Genomic DNA, 13,124 nt, shown 5'->3' with positions numbered 1-13,124 from the left:
AAAATATTTTAACTTAAAATAGCAATTTTTTGTACTAATACAGCAATATTTTATATCTATATTGAAGTTGAAATAGAATAGAATAATTGTAGTGAATAATAATTTGAAATTTCAGACAATTATTCACTTACCAAAAAAGGGGGAATTGGCTTATGGCGGAAGTAGGCAGTCATGATTATGACTATGTAGAAGCAGGAACAATTGATGTGAAAGATCTACCACCTTTAGATGCAACAACAAACAAAATTATGAAAGATGAATTTACAACAGGTTTAGGTTTATCGATATTTTACTTTATTTTGATTTTTAGTATCCCTGTTATGAATTGGTTTGGGCCAGCATTTGCGTTTAAGAAGATCTGGGGTGGTATGACAGTCACATGGTTTGTGACAACGATTGTAATGATGGCTATGGCATTTATTATTGCATATGTTCACACAGCCATGTACGAGAAACGTCTAAAGCAATATGATATAGCAAATAAGTAGTTGGAACAAAGGGGGAAATGTTGAATGATGGAAGCTCTATTAGAACCAAAGATGTTAATGACCATTGCTTTAATGGGAACAATTGTATACATTACGTATTTAACAAAAAGAAATGCAACAGCTTCGGATTTCTTTGTAGGTGGCCGAAGCTTCGGATGGTTTACAAATGGGTCTGCCATTGGTGGGGATTACTTAAGTGCAGCAACATTTCTGGGTATCGCAGGGTTAACATTTCAACTTGGATATGATGGTGCTTATTATGCTTTTTGCTTCTCCATTGGGTTAACATTATTAGCGATTTTTGTGGCAGGTCCTTTAAGACGTTTTGGTGCATTTACCGTTGCAGATTTTTTAGGCTATCGTTTTCATAGTAGACGAGCTCGGCTTGTAGCTGTGGCAGTGGTGTTAGCTATTTCAGGCTTTTATGCAGCTCCCCAATTATTAGGTGCTGCACAGATTTTAAGTATGTTTTTCGGTACTTCTTATGAATTCGGCATTATATTTACTTGTGTTGTTATGATTTTTTATGTAGGTATTGGTGGTATGAAAGGAACAACCATCAACCAAGCATTAGAGTTGTGGATTCGTCTTGGTGCGTTTATTGTGATGTTAATTGCAGCAGTTTATGGCGGTTTACATTATGATAAAATTTTAGCAGCCATCCATTCATTTAGCGGTCCAATTACAGGCACTTCACCGTATGCCTTAGATGGCAATGATATCAATTTTGATGGTGCTGCTTGGACAGGCACGGGCTTTTATTTCCCCACGTTCTGGCAAACAATTAGTATGACGATAGGATTAGCGCTAGGAACAATTGGTCTTCCTCATATTTTATTGCGCTTTTATACAAACCCAAGTGCTAAAGCAGCCCGTAAATCTGCACTCATGGCCATTGGAATTGCAAGCGCGTTCTTCTTGTTAGCTGTTTATTTAGGTGTTGTAGGTCGATCTATTTTCATTTCTGGGACAGCTAGTGAGGAAGTCATGCGTGATTTAGTGCTGGGTGGGAATAACATGGTCATTCCTACTACAGCCCTTGCACTAGGTGGCAAATGGCTACTTGGATTAGTTATAGCAGGAGCATTTGCAGCTATTTTCTCCAATCTTTCAGGATTGTTTATTACAAGCTCAGGTGCACTAGCTCATGATTTATATGCCAATATCATGAAAAAGGATATTACACAAAAACAACGAGTTATTGCTGGGAAAGTGGCTATTGTATTATTAGGTATTTTATATGGAGCATTGGGTTTACTTGTAAAGGATGCATCCATTGGCCATTTAGTGGCGCTCGCTTTTACTGTCGCTGCAAGTACATTTACCCCAATATTCATTTTAGGTATTTGGTGGAGAGGCATGACAGAAAAAGGAGCCATTGCAGGATTATTAATAGGACTTGGCGTGTCTATGTGGATGATCTTTTTACCAGGAACGTTACCAAGCTTCTTGCAGTTTAAAATTCCAGGTATTGTGACAGTACCTGTGGGCTTCTTATCTGTTATCATCGTGTCATTAATAGATCGCAAAGTTCCTGCTGATGTTAATGACTTCATGAAGCGAGTACATTCAAAAGAATCTGAAACTGTCTAACCAATAAGTTATGGCTATTTCTATTGCTTAAACGTAATAGGGGTAGCCTTTTTATATTTCTTGAAGAGATTTAGAATCAGCCATATTTAGATATGATATTAGTTATTGTGAATGGTACTGTTATGGTAGAATAGGTAAGATGTTGAGTGAACGGAGGAATGTCTGTGTATAAATATTATGGATTAGCTGCTTTTGTCGTTTTACTGGATCAATGGACAAAATGGCTGATTGTGAAAAATATGGAATATGCTGAACGCATTGCTGTATGGGACCCATGGTTCGGTATTTTGTCTCATCGAAATAGAGGGGCAGCATGGGGGATGCTAGAGGGGCAAATGTGGTTGTTTAGTATTGTCACAGTTGCTGTTATCTGTGCGATTGTCTATTTTTATCATAAAGAAGCAAAGGGAAAGCCTGTTTTTCAAGTCGGCTTAATGCTCTTGCTTGGTGGTGCAGTAGGAAACTTTATAGACCGTCTATTTAGAGGAGAAGTGGTCGATTTTGTAGATGTTTTAATTCCAATTATTAATTATGATTTTCCTATTTTTAATGTGGCAGATGCTGCATTAACAATAGCGGTTGTCGTGCTGATGATTGGCTTAATTATGGAAGATAAAAAAGAGAAGAAACAGGTGAAACAATGACGCAAGTAACATATACAATCGAAGAACAGCAGCAAGGAGAGCGCATTGATAAAGCACTTTCTAGCTTACAATCTGAGTGGTCACGCACGCAAATTGGGAACTGGATTAGTGAGGGAGTCATTAAAGTAAACGGTGATGCTGTAAAGGCAAAATATAAGGTTAAAGCTGGTGACATCATCGCTATTGATGTACCAGAAGTGGAAGAATTGGATGTTGTCGCAGAAAATTTAGAGTTAGATATTGTTTATGAGGATGCAGATGTTCTTGTTGTGAATAAACCAAAGGGTATGGTGGTACATCCAGCACCGGGCCATATGGGAGGTACACTGGTAAATGGCTTAATGTATCATTGTAAAGACTTATCAGGGATTAATGGTGTACTACGACCAGGGATTGTCCATCGTATCGACAAAGATACATCGGGCTTATTGATGGTTGCTAAAAACGATACGGCTCATGAATCATTAGTCAATCAATTAGTGAATAAAACAGTTACTCGTAAATATATTGCTCTTGTCCACGGGCATATTGCACATGATAAGGGTACAATTGATGCACCAATTGGACGTGACCAAAAAGATCGCCAAAAACAGGCAGTTGTCGATAATGGTAAACATGCTGTCACACACTTCCAAGTTGTTGAACGTTTTGGTGACTATACGCTTGTGGAATGTCGTTTAGAAACGGGACGTACACACCAAATTCGTGTGCATATGAATTATATTGGCTTCCCACTTGTTGGAGATCCAAAATATGGTCCGAAAAAGACAATCGACTTTGGGGGACAAGTTTTACATGCAGCGACTTTAGGATTCGATCATCCTTCATCTGGAGAATACTTGGAGTTTGAAACACCACTTCCAGCTGATTATGAACAATTATTAAATGATTTACGAAATAGGCATTGACGTATACGAAAAGAAAGTCTATACTAACGACAGTGAATGAACAACATAACTAAATATTCACCTTTAATGGCAGTCCAGAGAGGCTGAGAAGGGACATGTGATAGTGTTGTGGAAATTTGTGCTGCAAATTTTTCCAACATGCTTTTTCAACACGTATACAACCCTCTCAGGCTATTCGCCTCGAGAGGTTTTTTTGTATATTTTGAAAACCCCTTGCTATGCGAGGGGTTCCAAAGAGCTTCTAGCTATGGACAAGAAAAAAACCCCAGCCGTACAATGAAATCAGGTCTGGTCAACCGACTTCGTACGAAAGGGGCTCCAAATGGATAATAAAAGTTTAGCACACACGACATGGAATTGTAAGTATCACATCGTCTTTGCGCCAAAATATAGAAGGCAGATTATTTATGGACAAATCAAAGCAGATATAGGTAGAATTCTTCGCCAGTTATGTGAAAGAAAAGGAGTAGAAATCATTGAAGCCACAGCCTGTCCTGATCACATTCATATGTTGGTGAGTATTCCACCAAAAATAAGTGTTTCATCGTTTGTGGGTTATTTGAAAGGGAAGAGTAGTTTAATGATATTCGATCGGCATGCGAACCTGAAATACAAATATGGAAATAGGAAGTTTTGGTGTCGCGGATATTATGTAGATACAGTAGGACGAAACAGAAAAATCATACAGGAATATATAAAAAATCAATTGCAAGAGGATATTCTTGAGGATCAAATGACCATGAAAGAATTCATTGATCCATTTACAGGAGAAGAAATACAAGCAAAAAAGCGAAAATAATAAAACCACTTTAGTGGTAGCGTGAAAACGGAGTGCGGTTGGCGGACCTTTCAGTGTGTCTTTAGACATGGGCCAGTACCCCAGCGTTTCACGCGTAGAGCAAACCACCAGTTAGACTGGTGGTTCTGATTATGGACACATGGCCGATAATAGATTGAAGAGAGGAGGATACGAATATGGCACAAAATGAATTATTAGATGGCCCATCAATGACACGAGCATTAACACGTATTGCCCATGAAATAATTGAACGTAATAAAGGAATCGATGAATGTATTTTAGTTGGCATTAAAACACGAGGTGCCTTTCTAGCCAGACGTTTGGCGCAGCGAATTGAAAAAATTGAAGGTAAACCGATTCGTACAGGGGAACTTGATATTACACTTTACCGAGATGATTTAACAACGAAACATGAAAACGAACAAGCACATGTAGAACAAGTTGATATCGAGTATCAAGTGAAAAATCAAAAAATCATCTTAGTAGATGATGTACTTTATACAGGTCGAACAGTACGTGCAGCTCTAGATGCTGTAATGGATTTAGGAAGACCTGCACAAATTCAACTAGCTGTTCTAGTAGATAGAGGACATCGAGAGCTACCAATTAGAGCAGACTATGTGGGAAAAAACGTTCCAACTTCTGGCTCTGAGCGCATTGTTGTCAATTTACAAGAAGTAGACGGAGAAGATTGCGTCATTATTTACAAAGAAGACGAACAATAAAGTGAGGAAACAGTATGTCAAATGCAGTTTTAGATATTAAGGATAAACCGACCCCGCTCCAGCTAGTGACATTAAGTTTCCAGCATATGTTTGCGATGTTTGGTTCAACGATTTTAGTACCGCAGTTAGTAGGTCTTAGTCCAGCGATTGCCCTTTTAACAAGCGGAATTGCTACATTATTCTTCCTATTAATTACGAAATTCCAGGTACCAGCTTATTTAGGCTCATCCTTCGCCTTTATTGCACCAATCCTACTTGCTGCAGGTGGTTTAAATGAAGACGGTTCGAGTGTAAACCCAGGCAATGCCATGATCGGTGCTATGGCTGTCGGCATTACGTACGGAATTGTATCCTTAATCATTTGGAAAAGTGGTTATAAGTGGATTATGAAAATCTTGCCACCGATTGTGGTAGGTCCAGTAATTATGGTAATTGGGCTTGGACTTTCTGGTACAGCTGTGAATATGGCAATGAACGTTAATGGAGAGTATAGCTTTTTACACTTCTCAGCTGCTTTAGTTACGGTCTTTACAGCTATCATCTTTACGATTTTCTTTAAAGGAATTTTAAGCACTATGCCAATTTTGATGGGCCTAATTGTAGGTTACATTTACTCCATGATAATTGACATAGTAGACTATACACCGATTGCCAAAGCAAAATTCTTCGCTATGCCTGATTTCTTAATACCGGGTGTGCATTATGAGTTTGAAATAACAACAAAAATTCTACTTATCATGGTACCAATCGTTATTGTAACAATTTCAGAACATATTGGTCATCAACTGGTATTAGGAAAAGTAGTAGATCGGGATTATATTAAAGAGCCAGGACTACACCGTTCGCTACTAGGTGACGGACTTGGCACATTTGTGAGTGCTTTAATCGGAGGCCCTCCGAAAACAACGTATGGTGAGAATATTGGTGTACTAGCCATTACTCGAGTATACAGTATCTACGTTATTGCAGGTGCAGCAGTGGTTGCTATCTTACTATCATTCTTCGGGAAAGCAATGGCCGTAATTGCAACGATTCCAACCGCAGTACTTGGTGGGGTTTCCATCTTACTCTTCGGAATTATCGCAGCAAGTGGCTTACGTATGCTAGTAGATAATCATATTGATTTTGGTAACAGTCGTAACCTAGTAATTGCTTCAGTGATTTTAGTCATTGGTATCGGCGGTGCCAAGTTTGTTATCTCAGAATCATTGAGTGTTGAAGGAATGGCCCTAGCAGCGATTATTGGTGTGCTATTGAATGCGATTCTACCAGGTAAAAAAGAAGCTGATATACCCGTACAATACAATCAAAATAAAGATTCATAGTAGTACCTTTTAATGAATTGTCCAGAGAGGCAAAAAAAGGGAAGTTGTGGACAGGCTGAAGTAGGATGTATGTCTTGCTGTAGTTTGTCACGCCTCCTCATGCCTCGTTGATGACATCAACGGGGCTTTTACTTTATATACAGAGAACGTCAGACAAAGACGTTCACGATTCACAACCTAATGGAGGTCACATGATGAAGAACTTATTATCGATGGAACATTTAACAACAGAAGAGATTAACCAAATCCTAGATCTTGCGCAAGCATTTGAAAATGGTGAAACATCATCGTTATCTCGCACACACAAAGTGGCCAACCTATTCTTTGAACCAAGTACTCGTACAAAAACAAGCTTTGAAATGGCAGAATACAAAATTGGCTGTCATGTTATCCCTTTTGATGCAGGGTTTTCGAGTGTTACAAAAGGGGAAACGATGTACGATACTGTCAAAACATTGGAAATGATTGGTTTAGATGCTGTCATCATTCGAGCGTCAGAAGATGAGTATTACAATGAGTTGCTGAATGGTATCAACGTAGCGATTATTAATGCAGGAGATGGTGCTGGGCAACACCCTTCACAATCCTTATTGGATCTTTATACCATCAAAAAAGAGTTTGGCTATTTCGAAGGGTTGAATGTCACAATTGCAGGAGATATCTCTCATAGTCGAGTAGCGAAATCAAATGCAACAGCATTACAAAATTTAGGGGCAAATGTTCATTTCCTTTGCCCAGAAGAATGGTCTGGCGGTTTTGAAGCGCACCATTCATGGGATAATCTGATCGAAATAAGTGATGTCATTATGTTACTACGTGTGCAACATGAACGTCATAAAGTAAATAAAAGCTTCTCAAAGGAAGGTTACCATCAAGAGTTTGGTTTAACAATTGAACGAGAAAAGCAAATGAAAGAATCGGCCATTATTATGCATCCAGCACCCGTCAATCGTGATGTCGAAATTGCTTCTGAGTTAGTCGAGTGTGATCGCTCTCGAATTTTTGAACAGGTGCGGAACGGTGTTTACACACGGATGGCTATTATGGAAACCATTTTAAAGGGGAGAGAATAACATGACAAAGGTACTTCAAAATGTACAAATGCTAGATGAACAAGGTGAATTGAAGACAGTCAATATTGCAATGGCAGACGGAAAGATTACGGCTATTGGTCAAGATGTGACTGTAGCAGGTGCAGAACTGATTGAAGGACATGGCTTAATCGTAGCACCAGGCTTTATCGATGTTCATACACATTTACGAGAGCCAGGATTTGAGCATAAGGAAACCATTGCAACAGGTTCGGCATCAGCAGCAAAAGGCGGCTTTACGACAATTTGCGCAATGCCTAATACAAAGCCAGTACCTGATTCGGTTGAAAACATGCAACTCATCAATGGGCTCATTAAGGACAGTGCGGTTATTCGAGTACTCCCATATGGTTCCCTAACAAAGGATATATCAGGTGAGGTTAGAACAAATATTGAAGAATTAAAAGCACATGGAGCAGTGGCATTCTCAGATGATGGTGTTGGTATCCAGCTAGCCTCAACGATGTATGAGCAAATGAAAGATGCGGCCCAGCACGATATGGTCGTTGTAGCACATTGTGAGGACAACTCATTAATCTATGATGGTGTGATGCATGAAGGAAAGCGTAATAAAGAGCTAGGCCTTCCAGGAATACCTTCCATTTGTGAATCCGTACAAATTGCACGAGATGTACTACTTGCAGAAACAGCAGGCGCTCGTTACCATGTTTGTCACGTATCGACGAAGGAATCAGTGCGTGCGGTAAGAGATGCAAAGGCTGCAGGAATCCGTGTCACAGCAGAAGTTTGTCCACATCATTTATTACTAGAAGAGATGGATATTCCATCTGATGATGCTAATTGGAAAATGAATCCACCATTACGCGCAGCGGATGATAAAGATTCTCTACATGCAGCACTACTTGATGGCACAATCGACTGCATTGCAACAGATCATGCGCCACACACAGTAGAAGAAAAATGCTGCGGTATGGTTGGCGCACCATTTGGTATTGTAGGTTTCGAAACAGCTTTCCCACTACTTTATACACAGTTTGTAGAAACAGGAAAGTGGACGTTAAAACAATTAGTTGATTGGATGACAGTGAAAGCAGCTGAGATTTTTGATCTGCCATATGGCACATTAGAAGTGGGTGCTTCAGCGGATATGATTTTAATTGATACTCAAAAAGAACAAACGATTGATGCAGAAGGCTTTGTATCAAAAGGTCGTAATACACCATTCAACGGCTGGGTGGCAAAGGGTTGGCCAGTACTAACGATTTTTGAAGGCAATATCGTATATCAGGAGGCAGAGTAATGAAAAAACGTTTACTAGTTTTAGAAGATGGCACAGTATTTACAGGTACAGCATTTGGTAGCGAGCGCGCTTCACAAGGTGAGGTTGTTTTCACAACAGGGATGACGGGTTATCAGGAAACGATTTCAGATCCTTCATTCTATGGACAAATTGTCACTTTAACTTATCCTTTAGTTGGTAATTACGGCATTAACCGTGATGACTTTGAATCGATTACGCCAGCTATTCGTGGATTTGTTGTGCGTGAATTAGCTAAAAATCCTTCAAATTTCCGCTGTGATTTAACTTTAGATGATTATTTGACATCAAAGGATATCCCAGGAATTGAAGGAATTGATACACGAAAATTAACACGTATTATTCGTAGTAAAGGTTCCGTAAAAGCGATTTTGACAGCTGCTGATGAAGAAGTAAATGTGGATGAAATAGTAGCACAATTACAAGCAACGCCAGCCATTACGCACCATGTTCGTGAAGTATCACCAAAAGCGGCCTATCCATCTCCAGGGCGTGGTAAACGAGTTGTCCTAATTGATTATGGAATGAAGCATGGGATTTTACGTGAATTAAACAAACGTGATTGTGATGTGCTAGTAGTACCTTATAATACGTCAGCTGAGGAAATTTTAGCTTGGCATCCAGATGGCATCATGCTGTCAAATGGACCAGGAAATCCTGAAGATGTTCAAGAAGGCATTGAAACAGTACGTAACTTAATTGGAAAAGTGCCAATGTTCGGTATTTGTTTAGGCCATCAAATCTTTTCTTTAGCAAGTGGTGCAAAAGCCTTTAAATTACCGTTTGGACACCGTGGTGGTAACCATCCAGTAAAAGATTTACGCACAGGTCGTACAGATTTAACATCTCAGAACCATGGCTATGCCATCGATATCGAATCATTAAAAGATACAGAGTTAGAATTAACACATATCGCGTTAAATGATGGAACATGTGAAGGTGTGCGTCATAAAAAATATCCAATTTTCACAGTGCAATATCACCCAGAAGCATCACCAGGTCCAGAAGATTCAAACCACTTATTTGATGAATTCATCGAAATGATGGAAGTAGAAGCAGGGAAGGGGAAACAACATGCCTAAACGTACAGATATTGAAACTATTTTAGTAATCGGCTCAGGCCCAATTGTTATCGGACAAGCAGCAGAATTTGACTATGCAGGAACACAAGCATGTCTTTCATTAAAAGAAGAGGGCTACCGCGTTATTTTAATCAATTCAAACCCTGCTACAATCATGACAGATACAGAAATTGCAGACAAAGTCTATATTGAGCCAATTTCTCTTGATTTTGTATCGCGTATATTACGTAAAGAACGTCCAGACGCGATTTTACCAACACTTGGTGGTCAAACGGGCCTAAATATGGCGATCGAATTAGACAAATCAGGTATTCTAGATGAGCTTGGGATTGAAATTCTTGGTACTAAATTAGATGCCATCCATAAAGCAGAGGACCGTGATTTATTCCGTAATTTAATGTATGAGCTAGGAGCTCCAGTTCCTGAATCTGATATTATTCATAACTTAGATGAAGCGAAAAGATTTGTTGCGAAAATTGGCTATCCTGTCATTGTTCGACCTGCCTTTACACTTGGCGGTACAGGGGGCGGTATTTGCTACAACGATCAAGACTTAGAAGAAATTGTGACATCGGGTTTAAAATATTCACCTGTAACGCAATGTCTATTAGAGAAATCAATCGCAGGCTATAAAGAAATTGAATACGAAGTAATGCGTGATGCAGCTGACAATGCCATCGTTGTATGTAACATGGAAAACGTTGACCCAGTAGGGATTCATACAGGTGACTCAATCGTTGTTGCACCAACGCAAACATTATCTGATCGCGAAAACCAAATGCTACGTAATATTTCACTCGATATTATTCGCGCATTAAAAATTGAAGGTGGCTGTAACGTACAGCTTGCACTTGATCCATATAGCTTTAATTACTATGTGATTGAAGTAAATCCACGTGTCTCTCGATCATCTGCATTAGCATCAAAAGCAACAGGTTATCCAATTGCTAAGCTAGCCGCTAAAATTGCAGTAGGCTTAACGTTAGATGAAATTAAAAATCCTGTAACAGGCTCAACATATGCTTGTTTTGAGCCTGCACTGGACTATATCGTAGCAAAAATTCCTCGCTGGCCATTCGATAAATTCGAATCTGCTAAACGTAATCTTGGTACGCAAATGAAAGCTACTGGTGAAGTAATGGCGTTAGGTCGTACTTTTGAGGAAGCTATGCTAAAAGCGGTTCGTTCTCTTGAGACAGGTCAAGTACACTTAGAGTTAAAACATGCTGAAGAAAATTCAGATTCTTGGATTGAAAAACGCATTCGCAAGGCTGGGGATGAGCGTCTATTCTTCATCGGTGAAGCTTTACGTCGAGGTGTAACAATTGAACAAATTCATGAATGGTCAGCAATCGATCTATTCTTCTTAAATAAATTTAAAAATATTGTGGATATGGAACAAACGCTTGCTGACAATAAGAATGATAAAGACGTACTACGAACAGCTAAACGTTTAGGCTTTGCAGATAAGAAAATTGCTGAGCTTTGGGAAACAACACCAGAAGAACTGTATGCTTATCGTAAAGAGCATGGTATTATGCCAGTCTATAAAATGGTGGATACATGTGCAGCAGAATTTGAATCAGAAACACCATATTTCTATGGCACTTATGAAGACGAAAATGAATCGATTAAGTCAGAAAAACCTTCTGTGGTGGTACTCGGTTCAGGTCCAATCCGCATTGGCCAAGGGGTAGAATTTGACTACGCCACAGTACACTCAGTATGGGCGATTCAAGAAGCAGGTTATGAAGCGATCATCATTAACTCAAATCCAGAAACAGTGTCAACAGATTTCTCAATTTCCGATAAATTATATTTTGAACCATTAACAATTGAGGATGTTATGCATATTATCGACTTAGAACAACCAATTGGTGTTGTTGTTCAATTCGGTGGTCAAACGGCTATTAACCTTGCTGATAAATTAGCTGCTAATGGTGTGAAAATCTTAGGTACGTCTCTTGAGGATATTGACCGTGCAGAAAACCGCGATAAATTTGAGCAGGCGCTACGTGAATTAGATATTCCACAACCTCAAGGAGAAACAGCGGTTTCTACAGAGGAAGCTCTTGCCATTGGTGAGCGTCTAGGCTTCCCAGTGCTTGTCCGCCCTTCTTATGTACTTGGTGGACGTGCAATGGAAATTGTTTATAACCAAGAAGAATTACAGCACTATATGGAAAACGCGGTAGAGGCATCTCCAGATCATCCAGTATTAGTAGACCGTTACTTAACAGGACAGGAAATTGAAGTAGATGCTATCTGTGACGGTGAGAATGTGTTAATACCAGGAATTATGGAGCATATCGAGCGTGCAGGAGTTCACTCTGGTGACTCAATCTCTGTTTATCCACCGCAAAAATTAACACAGGCACAAAAAGATACATTAGTTGACTATACAACTCGTCTTGCGAAGGGGCTAGGCATCATCGGCTTAATGAACATCCAATATGTCATTTCACAAAACGAAGTATTTGTTATCGAGGTGAACCCACGTTCATCACGTACAGTACCGTTCCTAAGTAAGATTACAAATATCCCAATGGCTAATATTGCAACAAAAGCAATCCTTGGCAAATCCATTGTAGAGCAAGGCTATCCAACAGGCCTAGCAGCTGAGCAAAAAGGCGTATTTGTAAAAGTACCAGTGTTCTCATTCGCTAAATTACGACGTGTAGACATTACATTAGGACCTGAAATGAAATCTACTGGTGAAGTAATGGGGAAAGATGCAACATTAGAAAAAGCTCTTTATAAAGGCTTAGTTGCAGCAGGTATGGAAATACGAACAGAAGGTACAGTATTATTCACTGTGTCTGATAAAGATAAGGAAGAAGCGATTGCATTAGCAAAACGCTTCTCAACAGTAGGCTATCGCATTGTAGCAACTGAAGGTACAGCAAAAGCATTTGAAGCAGCAGGCGTACGAACTGATGTAGTAGGCAAGATTGGGGCGAAAGGACAAACATTGATTGACCTTATCCAAAATGGGGAAGCTCAGCTTGTTGTCAACACTTTAACAAAAGGCAAGCAACCAGCTCGTGACGGCTTCCGAATTCGTCGTGAGTCTGTAGAAAATGGTGTTCCTTGTCTAACATCTTTAGATACAGCAGAAGCCATGGTACGTGTTATCGAATCTATGACATTTACAGCAGAACAAATGCCAAAAGCGGAGGTAGTACACTAA

At 39.5% G+C, this 13,124-nt stretch carries 11 protein-coding genes; all 11 read left to right on the top strand.

The features are described from left to right. The first annotated feature begins 152 nt into the window (after positions 1 to 152). The 11 genes from AAJG31_RS08895 to carB all read left to right on the top strand — a co-directional run bounded on the left by AAJG31_RS08895 (position 153) and on the right by carB (position 13,124). A complete protein-coding gene (locus tag AAJG31_RS08895) occupies positions 153 to 488 on the top strand; it encodes a hypothetical protein (protein ID WP_054549864.1) in 336 nt (111 codons plus the stop codon). Positions 489 to 512: 24 nt separating this feature from the next. Continuing rightward, complete coding sequence (locus AAJG31_RS08890) at positions 513 to 2,081, top strand: cation acetate symporter (protein ID WP_004227344.1); 1,569 nt, start codon at positions 513 to 515, stop codon at positions 2,079 to 2,081. Between the two features lie 164 nt (positions 2,082 to 2,245). After that, positions 2,246 to 2,725, top strand: coding sequence for a signal peptidase II (gene lspA, locus AAJG31_RS08885; RefSeq protein ID WP_004227346.1), 480 nt, complete (start codon positions 2,246 to 2,248; stop codon positions 2,723 to 2,725). Then, positions 2,722 to 3,633 (top strand): RluA family pseudouridine synthase, encoded by a 912-nt coding sequence (locus AAJG31_RS08880; RefSeq protein WP_279494103.1) that lies wholly within the window; start codon positions 2,722 to 2,724, stop codon positions 3,631 to 3,633. Before lspA ends, AAJG31_RS08880 begins: the two co-directional genes overlap by 4 nt. A 322-nt stretch (positions 3,634 to 3,955) precedes the next feature. Then, positions 3,956 to 4,432: an IS200/IS605 family transposase gene (gene tnpA / locus AAJG31_RS08875; protein ID WP_115673398.1), complete on the top strand. Its 477-nt coding sequence runs from the start codon at positions 3,956 to 3,958 to the stop codon at positions 4,430 to 4,432. 176 nt (positions 4,433 to 4,608) lie between these two features. After that, entirely contained in the window at positions 4,609 to 5,157 is a 549-nt protein-coding gene (gene pyrR, locus AAJG31_RS08870; RefSeq protein WP_004227349.1) for a bifunctional pyr operon transcriptional regulator/uracil phosphoribosyltransferase PyrR, read from the top strand. 14 nt (positions 5,158 to 5,171) lie between these two features. Then, positions 5,172 to 6,482, top strand: a complete 1,311-nt coding sequence (locus tag AAJG31_RS08865) for a solute carrier family 23 protein (RefSeq protein WP_054549867.1) — start codon at positions 5,172 to 5,174, stop codon at positions 6,480 to 6,482. Positions 6,483 to 6,676: 194 nt separating this feature from the next. After that, positions 6,677 to 7,555 (top strand): aspartate carbamoyltransferase catalytic subunit, encoded by an 879-nt coding sequence (locus tag AAJG31_RS08860; protein WP_048394636.1) that lies wholly within the window; start codon positions 6,677 to 6,679, stop codon positions 7,553 to 7,555. A gap of 1 nt (position 7,556) precedes the next feature. After that, positions 7,557 to 8,834, top strand: coding sequence for a dihydroorotase (locus tag AAJG31_RS08855; protein ID WP_279494105.1), 1,278 nt, complete (start codon positions 7,557 to 7,559; stop codon positions 8,832 to 8,834). Further along, a complete protein-coding gene (gene carA, locus AAJG31_RS08850; protein ID WP_115673785.1) occupies positions 8,834 to 9,934 on the top strand; it encodes a glutamine-hydrolyzing carbamoyl-phosphate synthase small subunit in 1,101 nt (366 codons plus the stop codon). The genes AAJG31_RS08855 and carA overlap by 1 nt, the downstream gene beginning before the upstream one ends. Next, positions 9,927 to 13,124 (top strand): carbamoyl-phosphate synthase large subunit, encoded by a 3,198-nt coding sequence (gene carB, locus AAJG31_RS08845; RefSeq protein ID WP_112117463.1) that lies wholly within the window; start codon positions 9,927 to 9,929, stop codon positions 13,122 to 13,124. The genes carA and carB overlap by 8 nt, the downstream gene beginning before the upstream one ends.

It is taken from the genome of Lysinibacillus sp. BS3 (assembly GCF_039614735.1).
Classification (GTDB): Bacteria; Bacillota; Bacilli; order Bacillales_A; family Planococcaceae; genus Lysinibacillus; species Lysinibacillus capsici.
Note: the sequence above shows the minus strand (reverse complement) of the source record. Positions and strands in the feature narration are given on the sequence as shown.